Origin of the sequence: Bradyrhizobium lablabi (assembly GCF_018131005.1) — a bacterium.
Lineage (GTDB): Bacteria > Pseudomonadota > Alphaproteobacteria > Rhizobiales > Xanthobacteraceae > Bradyrhizobium > Bradyrhizobium lablabi_D.
In genome coordinates this window covers 88865-106695 of the sequence record NZ_JAFCJK010000009.1, presented here as the reverse complement: position 1 = coordinate 106695, position 17831 = coordinate 88865, and the positions used below count along the sequence as shown (strand labels likewise).

General features: G+C 56.2%; 16 protein-coding genes and 2 pseudogenes. 3 read left to right on the top strand and 15 right to left on the bottom strand.

Annotated features, from left to right (window positions below):
• Positions 1-167: 167 nt before the first annotated feature.
• Positions 168-344, top strand: a pseudogene (locus JQ553_RS25610) (IS66 family transposase); the annotation flags it as partial.
• Here JQ553_RS25610 and JQ553_RS25605 read toward each other — a convergent pair.
• The 12 genes and pseudogenes from JQ553_RS25605 to JQ553_RS25550 form a co-directional block, all read right to left on the bottom strand.
• Positions 345-557 (bottom strand): annotated as a pseudogene (locus tag JQ553_RS25605) (7-cyano-7-deazaguanine synthase); the annotation flags it as partial.
• Positions 558-2886: 2329 nt separating this feature from the next.
• On the bottom strand, positions 2887-3519 hold the full coding sequence (locus JQ553_RS25600) for a Type 1 glutamine amidotransferase-like domain-containing protein (protein WP_249144596.1): 633 nt from the start codon (positions 3517-3519) through the stop codon (positions 2887-2889).
• Positions 3520-3626: 107 nt separating this feature from the next.
• Complete coding sequence (locus JQ553_RS25595; RefSeq protein WP_212502805.1) at positions 3627-5018, bottom strand: radical SAM/SPASM domain-containing protein; 1392 nt, start codon at positions 5016-5018, stop codon at positions 3627-3629.
• A gap of 80 nt (positions 5019-5098) precedes the next feature.
• Positions 5099-5434, bottom strand: coding sequence for a hypothetical protein (locus tag JQ553_RS25590; protein ID WP_212502804.1), 336 nt, complete (start codon positions 5432-5434; stop codon positions 5099-5101).
• A gap of 12 nt (positions 5435-5446) precedes the next feature.
• Positions 5447-5710 carry a hypothetical protein gene (locus JQ553_RS25585; RefSeq protein WP_212502803.1) on the bottom strand — a complete coding sequence of 88 codons (264 nt, stop codon included), beginning with the start codon at positions 5708-5710 and terminating at the stop codon, positions 5447-5449.
• Between the two features lie 685 nt (positions 5711-6395).
• The gene (locus tag JQ553_RS25580) at positions 6396-7424 is read right to left on the bottom strand and encodes a Gfo/Idh/MocA family protein (RefSeq protein ID WP_212502802.1); all 1029 of its coding nucleotides are present in this window, start codon (positions 7422-7424) and stop codon (positions 6396-6398) included.
• Between the two features lie 6 nt (positions 7425-7430).
• On the bottom strand, positions 7431-8882 hold the full coding sequence (locus tag JQ553_RS25575; RefSeq protein ID WP_212502801.1) for an FAD-dependent oxidoreductase: 1452 nt from the start codon (positions 8880-8882) through the stop codon (positions 7431-7433).
• Positions 8883-8887: 5 nt separating this feature from the next.
• Entirely contained in the window at positions 8888-9805 is a 918-nt protein-coding gene (locus JQ553_RS25570) for a phosphotransferase (RefSeq protein ID WP_212502800.1), read from the bottom strand.
• Between the two features lie 21 nt (positions 9806-9826).
• The gene (locus JQ553_RS25565; RefSeq protein ID WP_212502799.1) at positions 9827-11059 is read right to left on the bottom strand and encodes a hypothetical protein; all 1233 of its coding nucleotides are present in this window, start codon (positions 11057-11059) and stop codon (positions 9827-9829) included.
• A complete protein-coding gene (locus JQ553_RS25560; RefSeq protein WP_212502798.1) occupies positions 11056-12003 on the bottom strand; it encodes a transketolase family protein in 948 nt (315 codons plus the stop codon). The genes JQ553_RS25565 and JQ553_RS25560 overlap by 4 nt, the downstream gene beginning before the upstream one ends.
• 16 nt (positions 12004-12019) lie before the next feature.
• Positions 12020-12871, bottom strand: a complete 852-nt coding sequence (locus tag JQ553_RS25555) for a transketolase (RefSeq protein ID WP_249144584.1) — start codon at positions 12869-12871, stop codon at positions 12020-12022.
• Positions 12871-13611 (bottom strand): class I SAM-dependent methyltransferase, encoded by a 741-nt coding sequence (locus JQ553_RS25550; RefSeq protein WP_212502797.1) that lies wholly within the window; start codon positions 13609-13611, stop codon positions 12871-12873. Before JQ553_RS25550 ends, JQ553_RS25555 begins: the two co-directional genes overlap by 1 nt.
• Positions 13612-13881: 270 nt before the next feature.
• Between JQ553_RS25550 and JQ553_RS25545 the strand changes: the two genes are divergently transcribed.
• Positions 13882-14646: an SDR family NAD(P)-dependent oxidoreductase gene (locus JQ553_RS25545; protein ID WP_212502796.1), complete on the top strand. Its 765-nt coding sequence runs from the start codon at positions 13882-13884 to the stop codon at positions 14644-14646.
• Between the two features lie 81 nt (positions 14647-14727).
• Here JQ553_RS25545 and JQ553_RS25540 read toward each other — a convergent pair whose 3' ends face one another.
• From JQ553_RS25540 to JQ553_RS25530, 3 genes are read right to left on the bottom strand one after another with little or no spacing between them, the layout of a single operon-like run.
• A complete protein-coding gene (locus JQ553_RS25540; protein ID WP_212502795.1) occupies positions 14728-15486 on the bottom strand; it encodes a phytanoyl-CoA dioxygenase family protein in 759 nt (252 codons plus the stop codon).
• On the bottom strand, positions 15486-16436 hold the full coding sequence (locus JQ553_RS25535) for a TauD/TfdA family dioxygenase (RefSeq protein ID WP_212502794.1): 951 nt from the start codon (positions 16434-16436) through the stop codon (positions 15486-15488). Before JQ553_RS25535 ends, JQ553_RS25540 begins: the two co-directional genes overlap by 1 nt.
• Positions 16437-16439: 3 nt before the next feature.
• Positions 16440-17315, bottom strand: coding sequence for a hypothetical protein (locus JQ553_RS25530; RefSeq protein ID WP_212502793.1), 876 nt, complete (start codon positions 17313-17315; stop codon positions 16440-16442).
• A 24-nt stretch (positions 17316-17339) separates the two neighbouring features.
• Between JQ553_RS25530 and JQ553_RS25525 the strand changes: the two genes are divergently transcribed.
• Positions 17340-17627 (top strand): hypothetical protein, encoded by a 288-nt coding sequence (locus JQ553_RS25525; RefSeq protein ID WP_212502792.1) that lies wholly within the window; start codon positions 17340-17342, stop codon positions 17625-17627.
• Positions 17628-17831: the final 204 nt, after the last annotated feature.

The following is a 17831-nucleotide window of genomic DNA, read 5'->3' as shown; positions in this document are numbered from 1 at the left end:
TATCCACTTCGCTCGAAAACGCTCTAGCATTCGAACTTCATCTCGTGTGGGAGGTGATGGTGTGGTCGGAACGCGAAGCTCAAGCGCGTAAGACCGGCGGAGCGGCCACCCTGGGCGGCGTCGGGTCACCGTGGACATGGACCGTGCTGATGGCCGCAGCTGATAGGACTACGGTGGCATCATTTGAGCGCCGCAATCCGGCGCGCCGGCCGCTGCCGGAGCATTTGCCACGGGAGCGCATTGTCTATCCGGTGCCAGGGACCTGCCCATGCCGCGGCGATAGCCGATTGCGCACGATCGGCGAGGACGTGACCGAGATACTGGAACTTATTCCGCGCCAGTGGATCGGCCCCTAAAGCCTCCCGCCACTCCGAAAATAACACCCTTAGTTTTTCTCGGATCTGGCCGCGACAGGTCAGTTCGATAGCGTGGCGTTGGCGATAATCGAATCCGACAGTCCCGACATGAGAAAATTTCGTGAGCGCCCAAGCGAGGCAAGTCGTCGAATCTTGCCCTCCGGAGAAGAGGACCAGCGCGCTCTCTGTATCGAGAGTCATTGTCGGGAATCCTTCCATATCAGCAACTGACACAGCATCCCTTCGCTTGCGGTGGCCGCCGCTTTCTTGCGGAACTCGTGCGCTGAATGTCTGGGTGCACACTCTGGAGTTTATCCCAAGCGCGGTGACACAGGTTATCGCCAGTTCTGCAAGCCAAAACCCGCGATTGTAATACATCGGAATGTGATGAATGCGGCGACGCTGATTGCGAAGGGTTGCCATTTCGAAGCTGGACTTTTGGTCTTTGAAAGGCCAGGAGCAACGTGCCTGATTTCCTGTATGGGGCATGCTCATGAAAGTGCTGATAGATCATTTGCGTATTGGCCAACTGAAAATTACCAAGTCTGTTTGGTGCATGAGGGTGACACTAACTCGGCTGTGCGGCCTGGCTTGAGCTTCTAATGGGAGTTTCCATGGCACAGGACGTCCGGTGTCGTCGCATCGCCATCGCCAACGTAGGTTCTGCGGGCGGTCCCGTCTGACGTCGGAGCGCAGAGCTACTTCTGCGGCCCAATGGGTGAACGGCACGTTGCCAGAAAGCTGGATCGTTGCGCTCTCCCTGTTATGAGCAATAGTGAAATCTGGACCGACCGGAGCATCTCGGACTAAGCCGCAAACCGGACATAGCGTTACATCGCGGGGCCCGACCGATGGGATGGAGAATTTCATCACAATGCGGTCTGCGGTTTCACCGCAAGAAAAACAAGAGATCGGATCCGCGGAATGCCAATCGCTCACGTACGCCATCCAATCCTTGCTCGGCATCGATCCATGCAAAAAAAGGAAACTTAGTACCGCTTCGCGCAGACGTGGCCCCGGGGCGTTGGTTCCGTCCTCAATGGACCTTTCCTCCAAGAGCGATCGAAAGCAAGATAGCAATTCCCTTGTGACGGTCTCAGCACTGGCCACCGCGTTTGGCTCCAAGTGCGTTACGGCTTGTTCTAAATAGGAGCTGATAAAACTGAGGCCTGCGCCTGGCGTTGAAGGCTCACTGCATGTCGAAAGCTTAATCCTTGAGGGTGTTTTCCTAGGCTCGATAGGGGCTTTTGGTTTGAAATCTGTCGCTGGCAAACGGACAAGAGGGTCACCAAACACGGCCAACCGGTAGCTCCTATCTACCGCACCAGCGGAAGCATTGAAATTGGCGGCAGCCTGCCCGACCGGCATTCCTCCTGCTAAGTCTTTCGCCAACGACGTAGTCAAGTTCGGACCGGAGAGAACAAGGGTCCAAGGTGTCAGTAGCGCGCCAATGGTCGGACTATTCAGCATTCTTTGACCAACCCCCCAAACCGGGTCAATCGCGCGTCCTTTCGGTATTACGCCCCAACATACGTCCCACACAAAAATTTGCGCCCTCAGCAAATCGGGGGAGAGCAAGAGCTGTGACGCCAATACCTCGGATAGGGGCATCTCATGACGATGGCAAATACCAGTTGTGTAACAGTACGGTGGAGCGTCCTTACCTCGTGAGGGGAGGCGATCCATGGGGCAAAGTGTCAGCCGTGAGCTCAGCATCGCATCGACTCCGTCGGAATGGGTCACTATGCGAAGTACGCCTGATCCATTGCCTATAGCCTCGACAATCTCAGCCGGCGATGCATCGTCGAGCAACAGGAGCTGATCGCTTTTGGCCTCATGCTCCTCGCGAGAGACCGGCAAAATGTCGGTCCGTCGCAACGCAGGAAGCCCACTCAGCACACTGGCCGCGGAGCGGATCAAAACCTGTCGGCGCAGATCAGGGGCAGAATCCGCGGCCACAATCCCAGGAACGGTATTGTTGTTGCCAATATCGTACAGGCGAAGGAATAGATCCGGCGTAAGGTGGTCGACCGTGGTAACCACAACGCTCAAGTGATCGATGTCCTGAGCGTCATTAATCGATCTCACGTGTCGATGAGTCCGCTGCGTCAGGTGTGCATAAAGCGCCCCTGGACGACTAGCATCGGCGCCGAGCGAAACAACCACATCTTGACCCTGCCGAGATTTTCCGCGAACGACCTCCGTCCGATGCAGGCGCGCTCCAAATAGTCCGGCCAGCAAAGCAAGGGCCGCCTCGTCCTCGGCTGAGGCGATGGGCCAGACAGGCCCACCATCGCGTCCGATCAAGTGGTCACCCCTGTTAGCGGATCCGACTGGCAACACTGCACACCAAAGCGAGTCGGCTTGCTGCTCTCCGCCCTTCATGAGAGATAACCGTCGCCCAACATGCGCGCCACTTTGTTTAGAGTTTAACGCCGTTCAGTGATGTTGCGCATTACCGCCCGAGCCCGCGAAAGAAGTACGCTGCGACCCGCTATCGCTCGTCAACTGAGAGCGATGGAGCAGGGTCTCACAAATTTAATCTGGATCCCGCAGGGAGAGTCATCACGACCTCGGCCGTTAGTAATGTCACCGGATCCGGACCAATAACGCGCGGTGCAGTACCATCAAAAAACACGCCACTCGCATCTGGAATCGCGATGATATTCCGGCCCGACCTGGCTACTTCCTGTCGCAGAAGCGGCGCCCATTCCGGCAGATAGTGGCAGCAGATGTTCCAGCCATTGGCAAGGTTCAACGCATGGAAGTCGTCCAATCCGACGTCGTTTGGATCCGCTTCAGGTATGCTCGCGGCGACCGCGATATCATGGCCCATGATAGCCGCACCTGCGCTCATTCCGTAAACTGGAAACCCGCGTTGCACGGCGCTCAAGAGCACGTCGGATCGTCCACTTCGCCGGAGTCGATTCAGGAGATTGAAGGTATTGCCCCCAGAGATACAGATGCCTCCGCATTCAGCGAGTTTTTTTGAGTTTAGATCCTCAAGATCGTGAAGGATCGTGATAGCAATGGACCGAAACGCCGGACGTCTCGCCAGCCAGGCACGGGCGTCCTCTTCCGAATACTGCTCTGGAACTCCAGCCTGCGCTAGGACAAGGACCGAGGGCCGTAAGAGTTGATGGCAAAAACAGGCGTCGACCATTGTCGCCCGTTCAGCGTCCCCACCGCTGCCAAGAACAAGTCGCATGGTTTTGTTCGACGGGGCTGTCAAAGCTTTGTCTAAGCGCTTGTGACCTCAAGAAGATACGCCTAACCCCCAGCTTTCCGTATCGCATCAGCAGCCACGACCCGAATTGCCTGGTCGATAGTAACCTTAGTACTCGGGCAAGGTGGGGATTGAGATCTAATTCTCTCTAATGGGCATGCATTGCCATGACACGACGGCTTGAAGAAACACGCTTGGCAGCCCTTATGGCCCGCTGAACCATCATTGGTCCATAAAAGGAACTTCGCTTGATCGATTAACATCTGGCCGTCTTCAGTTATCTTCCCAACCTGATTCCTTGGGTCTTCAAATGCCACAGTACACTTGTAGATTGTACCGTCAGATCCGATCACGAAAGAACGAGGATTAGCCGCGTAGCACATGCTTCCATTCGGCTCTAACCGTTGACGCAAAGCTCTAACGTTTAGGCCACTTTCGCCGGCGCTGCCGAAAAATTGTGTCTGGAGAACTTGACCTTCCCTCATTCCGCAGACCGGCAGACTGCTATCATTTGGTCCGCCCCAGCGGCCTACTGGGTGAAAGTCGACAAAAAAACGCTCGTCATTTGCGAACTCGCGAGAAATATTATCAAGAAACGGCCCTATCCGCTTTGCCGATTCCGGGTCGAAATTAAGCCGAATTATTACTCGGAAGGGGTCCGGCCGGTCTCGGAGAGATAGGAGGTTGGCGAATATCCGATCAAAAGTATTAGACGTCTGAGACTTCTTCTTTGCCAATAGTCGATGGCGATTGTGGTCTTCCGCGCTTCCGTCCAGGGTTATCTGAAAATCCCGAACCTCGGCACGAAACAAGAGGTCGGCCATCTTAGAATTCAACAAGTAACCGTTGGTTACCAGTGAACTCGAATAGCGGGTCCCGCTCGCTTTACAAATATCTTGAAGTCGCGTTGCTACTTCCGAGATGACTTCTGGCGCCGTTAGAGGTTCGCCCCCAAACCATCCGACCCGAAGAGACGTCAACGTAGCAGATCTGCCCTGCACGAAATTGATGATGCCCTCTATTACACTTCGCTGCATCTTTCCGCGAAGGAACGTTTCGTAGCAATAGGTGCACCGAAAGTTGCACTTTTCAGTAGGTAGAAGACACAGCTCAAGAACATCTTCTCTTAATGTCTCGCTATCACGGATTGAAGAAGCCCAAGCGATTTCGTCTAACTCACTGTCAACAAAGAAACCGTTCAACGTGAGTTCAGCGAGCGGCCCTAGTGGTGTACCGGAGAACCCCTTCTTGTACGCTTCAGCTACGACGGCACTGTCGGCACGAGTGACACGCGCAATAGCACCGACAGCACTATTGTATAACAACAGGCTCCCATCATCTGCATCTGCGCTAGTCAGGAGGGTGAACTTGGACGCTTTCCAATGACTGCGACCAAATACGTGGTCGCTTGCGGCTTTTGACGACTGGTCGGCCATAGGCCCTCCACTGTCTTCGCAGCTTTTTCGCGGGCACCTCAACGGCCCAGTCGGACCGCAGCATCAACGCAAAATCATCCCTACCAGCAATGAATGACTATTGGGCAGGGACCACAGGTGCAATTGTCGAAAAAGCTAAGTCGTTGCGACATCGCGACGCTCGCTCCGTGCGATCCACCTATTGTCATGGCCGCGTCGACCTTGGCGTTCCAAAGCAAACCGGCAGCCTCCATTAGCTCCACTTGTGCCGCCTTGTGCGCGGCGACAGCCTTTTGCAACGCTTCCATTTGTTCTGGCGTCGCCCCCCGAGAGAAAATATCGTCAGTAATAATCTGAACCGGCCGCTTCTTTTCCTTGTCTGGAGACGGTCCAGCGCACGGCGGCTCTGTCATTCTGGTTTGTTCGTCGTGAGCCATGACCCGCTCCTTTCAGCTTTGTGCCGATCGAGGCAGAAAAACGATCACGATGTCGCTGCAGCAATTACAATCATCCGCGAAATTCAATGGTCTCGCCATCACCTCCCGCAGAAGGCTGCTACTTTGACTAGCCACAGCCAAATCTAGCTGGGCATTCCAAAGAACACCTAACGCCTTGGTAAACTTTTGCTGGGAGGCCTTGTGTCGCTGAGCTATCTCGGCGAGCGCTTCTCGCTGCTCACCCGAAAGAAAGTCACCGAAATTGTTCGTAGGCATCACTGATTCTCCCTTACCCGACCCTAAACGGGGGAGTCTCATCCTACACGTGAAGCCGTCGAAACTAGTTGCAACTTCAGAGCGTGTCAAGAAGATCTTGGCTGAGATGGGAGCAAGGTCGGCTGCTGCTGTAGGCGCATTTCGGGCGCGGGATCTATCACGCGCTGAAGCGTGAAACTGGATCGAGTCGAGGCATTCCAGCCCCGTAAGGGTAACTAAAACGGCCAGCCTCATGTCCTGCATGTACGTGATCGCGATTTTGGTGAATGGCCCGGGCCTGACCAGCCTCGGAAGCCGGGTCGCCGTTTTTTTCACGCGGCCAATCCCACCTAGCATTCGCATGACGCTCTAGTCTCATCTCAGAGCGCGCAGAGACTTCACAGGTCCAGTCCGCTTTTGGAAACTCGCCAACGAGGTCTATCGTTCTTCGGGATCGATCCAATCGGGCGCTCAGCTTCAAGCCGAGGGGGACGTCTCTTACTAGACCACAAATGGCGCGAATAGTGATTTCGCAACAGGCCAAACCGGATGGCCGCTCACGGAGAGCAGGTGGTTGCCAGGTGCATGTGCGATCGGCAGAACTCGCCGCTTGCCTTGTGGGATTTCGATGCCGCTACCCCCGTTGCGCGCGTCATGTAATATCTCTGGTCCGGACTTGGAGGATGCCTGCCGCAGCCATCCTGGCTCAGTACCACCTTGCGATCCTATACAGCGATCTGATCAGCTCAAGCGTGAGGAGGCCATCCCGGGCCGTAACGGCTGGACGGCGGCCATCTCGGATCGCCGATAAAAAATCTGCCGCCTGGTCCACGTGCGATGCGCCATAGTAGCTTACGCCGGGTGGGGGGCGGCTCGGCGCGAGACATGCGGCGCGAATGTGTTCTTCCGTACGCGAATCCACCAAGGAACAATGTCTGAGCTTGGTTGGATGCCCGATATCGAATTCGACGGTACCGCGTGTTCCGACAACCGTGATGCTGCTATGCCAGAAGTCCTTTGCAGCAGATGTGCTCGAAACGGTTCCTATGCAGCCGTTTTCGAAACTCACTATGGCGGCTACTGTGTCTTCCGTTTCGATTACGGACCCCAGATAGGCATTGCTCATGGCTGAGGCGCCCGGTCGCGACGGCCCCGCGAGGAGGTGCATCAAATCGACCGCGTGATACGCCTGGTTCATCAGCAGCGAACCGCCTTCTCCTGCCCAGGTACCCCGCCAGTAACTGGTTCGGTAGTAGTCCGGGTCGCGACCGCAAACGAGGCTCGTCCAAATTGCGCTCAAGCGCCCCAAGGCACCCGCTTCGATCGCCCTTTGCACGGAGCGAACAACGGGGTCAAAACGATGCTGCGACACGGGCGAAAGAACCAGTCCCGCTTGTTCCGAGATTGAAATTGCCTGTTCTGCCTCCTGGGGATCGAGCGCGATCGGTTTCTCGACCAGAACATGCTTGCCGGCCTTTAATGCCTGCAGAACCAAACGGCCATGGGCGGCGTGATCGACTGCAATGGATACGGAGTCGATGGTGGGATCCGAAAAGACCTCCCTTGCATCCGCCACCGCTCTCGGGATCGCGTATTGGCAAGCAAGTTCAGTTGCCTTGCTAATTTCCCGGTCGCAGACGATCGTGACCTCGCAATCGGGAATTGCTTGAAAGGCGAACGCATGATTTGGAGCGACGCGCCCACAGCCCACGATCGCGTGACGAAGCCTGTTCATGAAACGTCAGCCATTCGCAATCGAGTCGGCGACCTGAAGCCCGGTAGCGGCACCGTAAGTAATGCCTATCACCTTCCCGGAGCAGTCGCCGACCATGTAGATTCCCGCTCGATTGGTGGATAGATCTTCAGTCAACCGAAAATCCGGTTGAACACGTTCGACGACGGGCGCCGCCAGCAGCGCGTCAGAACGAACCGTTCCGGGGAACAGCGTATTCAACCGCTCGATCATTCCACAAACGTCTTCGACCAGGAAGTCTGGCAACCAGATCCGAAGATTGCCCGCAGTGTAGTACCGAAGGGTACCGACGCCCGCTGGGATCGAGTCTGTCGGCCTGTTCCTGAGAAAATCGCCCACCGTCTGGACCAGCGGCTGGCCGGATCCGGCTGCGGTTATCCGGCGCGCGAACTCAAGGCCGAACTGCGTTCCGTCTTCGACATGCGCTCGCGTAATGATTCCCATGTTCGCAAACGATGTTGGATCCTGATAGCAATGTTGTCCGTCGAGTATCACGGCGCCCGCAAACTCATATTGCATCAAGCGGCCGCCCGCACACAGGCAAAATGTTCTAACGGCATCGCCGCGTTTTGATATGAAGCTCAATTTTGGATAGTCGCAACTGGCTATGAGTGGCTCCATTTGCTCGATGCGCGCCTCCAGCCGCACTCCGACCTCAATTTCAGGCGAAGGAGCGGCGGCAATCTCTAGGCACCGGGCGGCTTGCGTGAGCCAGGGCAAGGCGATCTTGCCCACGGCAAGCACAACGTTGTCCGCCTCCAGAATAACAGTTGTCCCTTCGGGGACGCAGCAGACGACCCGCCAGCGTCGCTGCGTACCGGCTTCGATCGCCTCGGACCGATGGTAGGGGAGGAGGACGCCCCCGCGATCTTCAAAATCGGCTTCAACGGCCCTCACAAACGCTAGGGACATTTCGAGCGTCATCGGAAAGGTTTCCGAAGTGTCTATATGCTCGAAAGCACTTTGACGCTCAAACTGTGGACTGACGGATGATCTCTGTGGCGCATTTCCGAGTGGGAGCCCGTATTCCGCAAGAAGCTCGTAGCATCGGCGCACCAGAAATGCCGCTCTTTCCATCGAACCAAGCGTTCTTTCCAGATGACTGAAGGCCTGCACGGCGCCATCGGCGTCGCGCTCGATTTTCGCGCGGGTCAGGCCGCGCACATATCCGAGGTTTGAATCGAAATGCAGGGCGGCACCCCCCACACCATGGAGGCAGTTGCAGCGCCCACACTGCGATCGCGCCTTGGCGGCGTCCCGGTAGCTTGCTCCATTTCCGATACGTCTTGCGACGACCGGGCAGAGGCTGTGGTCAACGCGTCCGCCTTTTTCAACGAGCGCAACCGACCGTCCCTGGCGCGCTAGTTCGAGCGCGCACACAAGGCCCGCAGGGCCGCCGCCGACAACGATCGTTTCGAAGGAGCGCCAATGCACCGCCATCACACTCAGCGAAAAAGGGATCCAACGTCGCTCAGCTTAAACGTTTGCTCGAAGTACCGATAGTAGAAGTTTCCGGTCGAACGCTGCTCCTCTTCAATGCGATCGATCATATACCGGCAGAACAGCGGAACATGCGCGAGTATCAGTTCTGGATCAGTGCTCCTCGCTTCTGCGTATCGTAGCAGACCGCGTCTAAGGATCCGCGACGCCGCCGTCGGCTCAATAAACACTGTGCTGTACAACCACTCGAAACCGCGTTGTCGGAAGTCGGGGAATTCGACGATGGACATCGTGAGCAGCAGATTCAATACGTCGAAGGCCTGAGGACCGTCGAAGTGGAAGTCCTCCCAGTCGACAAATGCAACTCGATCTGCACTATTTGAGCAGCGTACGTTCCAAGGGCCAAGATCGCCGTGAATTGGTCCAAGCGGCGCGCCGGCGACTGCCGCGGAAGCGAAACTTCGCGACGGTTCGATTAGCGTCGTTGTCAGGACCTGCGCATGAAAGTCGGCCATACAGTCTACGACCGTATCGAGCAATTGATCCTTGCGAGCTTCAGAGAGTAGGGGCCAGAGCTCCGGCAGATCTATGTCGCACAGATATGGTGCGACAAATCCATCGCGACCAGCGGCTATCAACCGCGCCCCTGGCTCGGACCGGGACTGCATCAATCCGGCCAGGACGGAGGTCTCCCGACGTACCTTGGTATCGTGCGGATCCGTACCTCGCTTGCTAATTAGACGAGGAGCGCCCTGCACCGAGGCAATGAGAAATTCTCGCACCCGGTGTTGTCGGTTCCGCGCAGGATGAAGTCGACTGAACTGCACTTCGGCGTCAGCCGGAAGTCCCAAGAGCTCATGCGCCTGTGATACCAATAGATACTCAATCTCACTGCGCACTGAAACGGCCAGGTGCTCGCTCATTCGGACAATCTCGCCGACTGGTCAAAGAATGCCTCGCATGACCTCCTTCAACGACTGACCCCCGATCAATTTCCGCATTTCGATGATGATGCGCAGACGCTCGCTTGAGTTGAGACTGCGGAGATAATCGATCCGGGAACGGAGCAGGCGGTCGAACCGTTCAAAAAGATCTCCCGTGTTGAGAATTTTCAGGCTGCATTCGATGATGGCCTGGGACCCGGACTTGTCATCCTGCGGAATTGACTTGCCGTCTAGTATTTCAGATAGCGGCAGACAGAACTCCGCGAAAGGCGTTCTCGCAAGACCGGCTAAATTGACTGCCTGGCTTCTGTGTTGCTCCGGCAGCAATATGGGAACAACACCCATTAGCACCGCCTCTTGAATAAAGGTCCGGCCGGGCGCGCTCAGTACGATGTCAGCTGTTTGAATAGCGGACATAAAGACGTCGTGAGCAAGGCATGTTGTCGTGATCGTGCGGTAACCGACAGAGTTCTCACTGGAAACGGTGTACCGCCCGCAACAGATAGTTATTTGCGAGCCCGTCGGGGTCTCCGTAAGATAGCGTCGAGCCCATTGTTCAAGAAGAGCGATGTAGTGGTCGTTCTTGTTGAATTCGATCACGAAGTTTCGGACGCCACCTAGATTGATTAGTAGTGAGAACCGCCCGGTATGCGAACAGCCGTCCTGATTCCGTTCGGCCTCATCTGGCGCACGCGACGCTCTAACAATCGGGCCAACGATCTCCGTATGCCTGAGACCCGCTTCCTGCATCGCTTCGAGCCTTTGATGCACTCCTGGATAATTTTGCGCAAATGACCGTCGGGCAATAAAGTGACAGAGAACTTTGCGTTCGTGGACGGACAGACCTGAGTATAGGGCGTCTTTGATCCGGTCCCGCTGTTCTGAGAGAATGGCGCCGGCAACATTGGCGACGCGCTCCATTCCGGCGGGTAGCTCCCAGAAATCGAGCAAGCTGTCGAAGAAGAAGAAGGGAACGCGCGCTTTGAAAAGTTGGAACGCGATATCGTGTTCCATGACGATCAGACCAAATTTACAATGGCGCAAAAAGTCTTCACTCAGCTCCTCCGGCCCGACAATCTTTTCAAAGAACTCCGAATTTCGTTCACAGAATTCACGAGCAATTCCGCTGCCGACGAAGATCCGCTCGTATCCATGCACGTGTCGGGCGATTGCAACCGCTTTCGAGGCCGGGCCAAACCCGTTAGCTGCGCCACTTAGAAGAATGGATGTCATGGCGTCGATCTCGCGCGGCTTGAGGCCACGAGCCCTCGGACTGCGGACACGATTGCCCCCGCATCAACGCCGCAGGATCTCATTAGAGCTTCCGGCGAGCCATGGCGTGTCACCGCCTCGCCCAGATCGAGCCGGACAAGCGGTCGAACAATGCTAAACTGGATCATCAGCTCGGCAACTGTTGCACCTAGCCCGCCAAGATGCACGTGCTCTTCGACTGTCAAGACGCACTTCGAGCGGCGAATGTCGTCTACAATGGTTTCCGTGGGGAACGGTCGAAGCGAGGTAACCGGTCGAACGCCTATCATCACTCCGGTCTCCGCCAACTCTCCGGCGGCGGTGACCGCCTCAAGCACGCAGCGCCCGGCAACGAGAACCAGCGCATCGGCACCTTCGTGCAATTTTTCGGCAACCAATGGATTGGGGTCCGATGACGAAGACGGCAAACGGGGTACAAGCCGCTCGCTGGAAATCAAGCGTATGTATGTTGGGCCGGGCGTCTTTATGGCCCATTGAAAGGCACGTTTTGCGTCAATCGCATCGAAGGGCGCCAGAACGCTTAGATTGGGCACGAGACGGGCGAGCGCCAGATCTTCGCAAAAAAGATGAGTCGTTCCGAGCGGACCATAAGAAATGCCTCCGCCAACACCAAGTATGACCACTCGGAGCATCGGCTCGGCTATATCGATGCGGAGTTGCTCCAGGCCTCGACGCAGCAAGAAGGCGGCGATCGCAGACACGATCACGCAGCGGCCGGAGCGCGCGAGCCCGGCCGCAACTCCAAAAGCGGTCGCCTCGGCAATCCCCACGTCGACAAAGCGTTCGGGGAAAAGCTCGATGAAGTGCTTAAAAATCAGACGTGTGTCTGCCCCGATGGAGACCAGCCTGGCGTCGCGTCGACCAGCCTCCGCGATTTCGTCGGCGACCGCATTTCGCATGTCCATCGTGGGCGCCTCAGCATCAATTTTGATTCAGCTCCAGAAGCGCCCGATCGAGTTCACTACCGCTCAGCTGGGCCATGTGCCACTCCATTCGGTTCTCCATGAAAGAGACGCCCCGGCCCTTGGTAGTCTTGGCGATGACTGCTGCTGGACGTTTGGACGAAAAGCTCGCCGATAGAGCTGCATGGAGCGCCGGAAAATCGTGCCCGCAAACGCAGCAAACGCTCCAGCCGAACGATTCCCACTTGTGAGCGAGCGGTTCCAGCGACGCAACTTCTTCCGTTGGTCCCTCTTGTTGGAGCCCGTTTCGATCCACAATAGCGACCAGAGGTGCAAGTTTCTGGTGGGCAGAAAAAAGGGCAGCCTCCCAATTCGACCCCTCGTTGAGCTCTCCATCACCCAAACAAACGACCACCCGCATGGGAGAACGATCGAGCCTTGCTCCAAGGGCCATGCCTGCGGCAATTGCAAGACCGTGTCCCAGCGAACCGGTGGAGATTTCCACGCCAGGCGTACCTGCAGTTGGATGCCCGCACAAACGGCTGTCGGGCAAACCGAATGTCGAGAAGATCTCCTTAGCTAGGATGCCGCGCTCGAGAAGCGTGGCATACAGCGCCGACGCTCCGTGTCCTTTGCTTAGAAGAAAGCGATCGCCGGCACCGCTTTCGAGATTGGACGGATCAAGCCGTAAATGTCGGAAATAAAGAATCGTCAATATGTCGACGATCGAGAGTGCAGATCCGATATGTTGCCGTCCTCGCGCCGCGGCTTCCAAAATGTATCGACGAATAGACCGAGCGTGCAATTCAAGTTCCGCTACCTCGGCGCTCGAAAGAGGTCTCTCGATGGCTTGCTTGTCGTTGCTCACCATTAGCCCATGGAATCCGTTTCTGCAGACAAATGAGTCGTGCCAAATGTGCTACGGCGCTTCCAGATGGATAACCAGTGCCACTGATGTTGGCGTTTCTCGGACGGCACGTTTCGAAAGCGATCAAGGCGCTCGAGAATAAAGCCAGGAGAAAACGTGGTCGTGAGGTCGTCAGATGTGAGCCGTCTAGGACCCGATCCGGAGCTCATGCGATCAGAATAGCCGCGGATGATCAATATTCCGCCGGGCTTGAGGACCCGGAATATTTCACAGGCATATTCCGCCCTGACACTGTCCCTGACGTTGTGAAAGAAGAAGGAATCGTTGACTACATCCGCGCACGAATCTCGGACGGGAAGCTGCAACGCATCTGCCCTGACCCAGTTCGCCCTTGTACCTATGATGCTCTGCATTGCGACGGCCTTTGACAAGGCCGCAAACGACATGTCGAGCCCGACGACATACATGCCTTGACGCGACAGGAACATGGCTTCCGCGCCGGCACCGCAACCTACATCAAGTGCCACTCCGTTGCAGTCGATAACGCCTTCAACAACTAGATCAATAAGTTTGGCCCCGGCCGAAGCATTGTACCAGGTGAGTTCACTCAACGGATGTTGTTCGTAGCTGTTCAGGAATCTTAGCGTGCGGGACGTGAAGGCCTGCTTGCGTATTTCGACCGGGCAACCGCGTTCAAGTTCGCGTTCACGCTCAAAATCGGAGCTTACCCCGCTTCCCGACATTGCCAAGCCCTCGCGCCAGTGCAATCATAACAGTATAATTTGCCTCGTTCTACAACTTTAATATGATGTTGATCGTCCCACTTGGGCCGATCGCTCGCTTCAACGTAACGAGCGGAGTAGAACTCCTTGTGTGTCGCTTTGCGCCAGATGTCCAACTTCCACCCGTGGGATCAAATTTGCTCTTTGCGATAGGGGTTGCGATGAAAACAGGCGTGCGAGATCGTATTGTCCCATGTCGCGCAATGTCCATGTTCGCCCATTGAGGCCCACATGCGTTTTGACGAACGTGTCGTGCTTGTTACGGGTGGCGGTCGGGGCATTGGCAGAGCGGTTGCGCTCGCATTTGCCGAGAGAGGAGCGAGCGTTGCGGTTTTCGCACGTACGCGAAGGGAGATCGAAGCAACAGCTTCCCTAGCGATTGCAAAGGGAAAAACCGCCATACCGCTCGTTGGCGATATCAGGCACTCGGATCAAGTCGACCGGGCCATCTCAAAGACGGTGGACACGTTTGGCCGGCTGGATATCCTCGTCAATGCCGCAGGTGGCTTCGATCTGGGCCCCTCGGTCGACGTGACTGACGAGCAATTTCGCGGAACTATAGAAACCAATCTGGTTGGAACTTTTTTCGCGTGTCGCGCGGCGGCTCGCCACATGATACCCCGAAGGTGGGGCCGGATCGTGAATTTCGCTTCCCTACTGTCATTTACGGCCTTTCCCGAACGCGCGGCGTACGCGTCAGCCAAAGGAGGTGTTCTGCAGCTTACCCGCTCGCTGGCCGTCGAGTGGGCGCAACATGGAATCACAGTCAACGCGATAGCACCGGGAATGGTTCGCGTGGAGACAAAGCACCCCCTTGAGCAATCTGGCCCTAGTGAGTTCTTGAGACGGGTTGAGGCACGGATTCCTGTGGGGCGACTCGGGGCACCGGCGGACGTCGTTCACGCTGTACTTTTTCTCGCTTCGGAACATGCGGACTACATCGCCGGACAGGCCTTAGTGGTGGATGGTGGCTGGCTCTCATTCGGTTACGTTTGATCATAAGCACAGAGTTTCAGGCTTGAGCCGGTCGGCGGTGCCATGTGCTGGCGACAAGCCTTCGGCGGGCGGCGCTTTGTGCTATTGCAGCAATCTGATCGGATCTTCAAAATTAACTTGGCCCAAGCGTCCGCGCGACGACATCTGATAACCGATTAGCCTCTGCAGACGCTCAGGCAGTCTCGCTGCGATAGGCGGCGGGATTGAAAGATATTGGTTTTCCTGCTGTCTCAGCCATCCCAAATTGTAGTCGAAGTTTATTCCGATACGGGACGTGGAGTCTAAATTTGCGCCAGCTGCGTGAAGAGTTTTGCCTTGCCATAAGATCAGCGATCCCGGCCCGGCCGTAGCAACCACGGTTGCCCCCTCTCGACCCAAATGGCTTTCGCGCACCATGCGCGTTGCGCCGTTGCGTTCGGTGAACTCTGTAAGAGTCCACATGCTGCTAAGAACGGTTGTTACATCGGCGCGAACGGAGGGATATAGATCGCCTTCCCGATGCAGTGGTTGCGCGCTCTCCCCTGGCAAAATCTCTATGCCAACTCCGATGGACAATTGGAACTCCGCGCCCAGAATTGCCTCAGCGACAACTAAAGCCACGGGATGCATTACCAGGACATCGAGGGCGCGCGTTTTGGCCAGCAAACCATGTATCCGGCGTGTTCGATAGCCGTGGAACTCGTTTTCACCGAAACTGGCCAGTTCGAATAGGCTGGACATTTCAGTCTTAATCCGGCGCAACGCCTGTTCTTCGATGACATTCTCAACGATTGCAAACCCGTTGGTGTGAATGTCCGCTATGATCTTATCGGAAGGGATACGTTCGTTGATCTTCTGCATTAATTTCCTGTTCTGCTCGCGCTCATGCGGACCAAAATCTCCCGGCCGCCCAGAAACGGTTCGCGTGCGTGCATGATGCGAGTGTTATCGAGCACCAGCAAATCACCACGCTCCCAGGATATCCACGCCATCAGCCTTTCGGCTGTCTCGAGGCCGGCATCCGCCATCGAAGGCGTGACACCATACTTTTCAAGGTGCGAGCGGCGGAAAGGGCGGCCGTCGGCTTTGAACTCGTCGAGGGAAGCGCCTGAGCCACCCAGCGCATTGTTCGCAAAGGCTCTGGCGCCTCCAAAACGAGTCTTTCTTATCATCGGCGCGCGATAGGTGAATTCAAAGCGCCCGTCCCTATGCATCATCCAGGAGAGATCCAGTCGTCGGGTCTCGCGTATTCGCGCAAAGCTGGTCTCGATGCTGTCGATATTGGATAGCGCGCAAAAGATGGCCGCATCAAAAATTGAATGGTTCACCATCTCGAGTTTTTCATACTGGCCCCTTATCGCAGGCGGCAGGTGAGCCAAGACTTCCACGCCGTCGCAAAGCCCGGTTCTCCCAAAACTGTTGGGCGGCTGCTTGCATAGGAACCAAACAAGGTCCGGGCAGAAAGGACTGTAGTACGATTCGCTGTGTGGGTTGATCGCCGAGCTACCGGCGTTCACAGTTCGCGTGAATCCATCAAGGCCGACGCTGGCCCGAGAGAGAGCTTGTCTGGTGTGGTGCTGCCGTTCCAGATGCAGGTTTATGTGCGCCTGAACCGGCGTACCAAACAGGCGTGTTAGAGTCTCGAAGCCTTCAAGATGAACGGGGATTCCTCGTAGAAGGACCGCCCCATAATTCGACACCAGCGACTCGAGTTCAATCGGATCGATGTCTGTCGGTACCTTGTGAGCGTCCGCCCGTAGCAAGGCACCGAAGCTGGAGTAGGGGAAGGACTCGAGCGAAAATCCGCGCATCGGTCAGTTCCTGCCGATCGGACGGGTGAGCGCGGTGTTCAAGATGCGCCCGACCAAGTCCTCATATTCAATCCCGTGGGCCGCAGCAGCGAAGGCCATATCACTCCGCGGACCAAAGAAAGGCAAGAGATTCGCTTCAAGGACCCAAAGTTGATTATCTCGGTCCAACTTAAAATCTATTCGTCCAAAACCGTGTGCGCCGATGATTTCGAATGCCGACAGGGCCATTTTCTGAGTGTCTTGTTCCAGCTCCGCGGTTATCTGCGCTGGTATCTGTCGCCGGACGGCTTCCGGGCCGAGCAAGTTCTCGGCCGTTGGAAGCGAAACCCCAGGCGCATACCTCAATTCGAGAACAGGAAGGACCTCAAGACGTCCTTCGCAGTTCGACAGCAAGGTTACGGTAAGATCCTGGCCCGGTACGTAGGTCTCGGCGAACAGCGGCCTGAACTCGCTGCTCTGCTCAAGATTTCTCACAAGATCGTCTCCGTTTACAGCTAACCTTATTCCGTAACTGCCCCCCATCCGGACGGGCTTGGTGACCAACGGAAACTCGAGCTCCCGCGTGATTAGTCGCGCCGCATCGACAGAATCTAACGTCGGGTCGAACACGCAAAAGTCTGGCGTGCTCAATCCCGCTTCGCGGAAAAGCCGCTTGGAGATCACCTTGTCCGTACTTATCGCCGACGCCAATATCCCGGCGCCGGAGTAGGGAATGTTCAGAGTTGCCAGCGTACCTTGGAGCGATCCATCGTCACCAAACATCCCGAATTGGGCGATCAGCGCAACGCTTATCGTCGACAGCAATTCGAGAAAGTCAGGCGCCTTCGTGTCAATGAACCGAGCTCGGCGGTATCCCAGGTTCAGGAGCGCTGCGACCACCTCCTCAGCTGCGGGGACAGAGAGATGACGGTGCAGATTTCCGCCGCCGATTACCCCTACGCGTTCATCAAGCGGCACCATTTCATGATGATCCAATGGCCGGCTGGTCGTTTGTGCGGAGGACCGACCGAAATTCTGCTGCCGATGGCAGTGCCCGAAACTGCAAAAGCCGATATAATTCGTGCAATCGAAGGTTTAGTCTGGCATATTCCCATTTGTCCAGAAACACACGGCATCCTAGATGTGTTCGTCATACGTCTTGTTGCGTGGTCGGGTCTCAACAGGGAAGAAAGACTTCGGTCGATGGATTAGGCGCCTCCATCGACACTACACCAGTTTGACCGGTATGTCCCTTTTCCCTGGGACACTTAATCTGCAGCTTGATCACTATTTTGAGCTACCCAAGCAACGAATTCGCTTAGAGTCCGCAGCGTATGGCGGAGATGTTTCAATAAACATTGTGCCGTGCAGGTTCATGGGTCGCCGCGCGTTCATTCTATGCACCGATCCGGATAA

Excerpts from the sequence above, each read along its gene's own strand:
- JQ553_RS25600 (WP_249144596.1), bottom strand. The coding sequence starts at position 3,519 with ATGGTCGACGCCTGTTTTTGCCATCAACTCTTACGGCCCTCGGTCCTT.
- JQ553_RS25595 (WP_212502805.1), bottom strand. The coding sequence starts at position 5,018 with ATGGCCGACCAGTCGTCAAAAGCCGCAAGCGACCACGTATTTGGTCGC.
- JQ553_RS25590 (WP_212502804.1), bottom strand. The coding sequence starts at position 5,434 with ATGGCTCACGACGAACAAACCAGAATGACAGAGCCGCCGTGCGCTGGA.
- JQ553_RS25585 (WP_212502803.1), bottom strand. The coding sequence starts at position 5,710 with ATGCCTACGAACAATTTCGGTGACTTTCTTTCGGGTGAGCAGCGAGAA.
- JQ553_RS25580 (WP_212502802.1), bottom strand. The coding sequence starts at position 7,424 with ATGAACAGGCTTCGTCACGCGATCGTGGGCTGTGGGCGCGTCGCTCCA.
- JQ553_RS25575 (WP_212502801.1), bottom strand. The coding sequence starts at position 8,882 with ATGGCGGTGCATTGGCGCTCCTTCGAAACGATCGTTGTCGGCGGCGGC.
- JQ553_RS25570 (WP_212502800.1), bottom strand. The coding sequence starts at position 9,805 with ATGAGCGAGCACCTGGCCGTTTCAGTGCGCAGTGAGATTGAGTATCTA.
- JQ553_RS25565 (WP_212502799.1), bottom strand. The coding sequence starts at position 11,059 with ATGACATCCATTCTTCTAAGTGGCGCAGCTAACGGGTTTGGCCCGGCC.
- JQ553_RS25560 (WP_212502798.1), bottom strand. The coding sequence starts at position 12,003 with ATGGACATGCGAAATGCGGTCGCCGACGAAATCGCGGAGGCTGGTCGA.
- JQ553_RS25555 (WP_249144584.1), bottom strand. The coding sequence starts at position 12,871 with ATGGTGAGCAACGACAAGCAAGCCATCGAGAGACCTCTTTCGAGCGCC.
- JQ553_RS25550 (WP_212502797.1), bottom strand. The coding sequence starts at position 13,611 with ATGTCGGGAAGCGGGGTAAGCTCCGATTTTGAGCGTGAACGCGAACTT.
- JQ553_RS25545 (WP_212502796.1), top strand. The coding sequence starts at position 13,882 with ATGCGTTTTGACGAACGTGTCGTGCTTGTTACGGGTGGCGGTCGGGGC.
- JQ553_RS25540 (WP_212502795.1), bottom strand. The coding sequence starts at position 15,486 with ATGCAGAAGATCAACGAACGTATCCCTTCCGATAAGATCATAGCGGAC.
- JQ553_RS25535 (WP_212502794.1), bottom strand. The coding sequence starts at position 16,436 with ATGCGCGGATTTTCGCTCGAGTCCTTCCCCTACTCCAGCTTCGGTGCC.
- JQ553_RS25525 (WP_212502792.1), top strand. The coding sequence starts at position 17,340 with ATGACGGTGCAGATTTCCGCCGCCGATTACCCCTACGCGTTCATCAAG.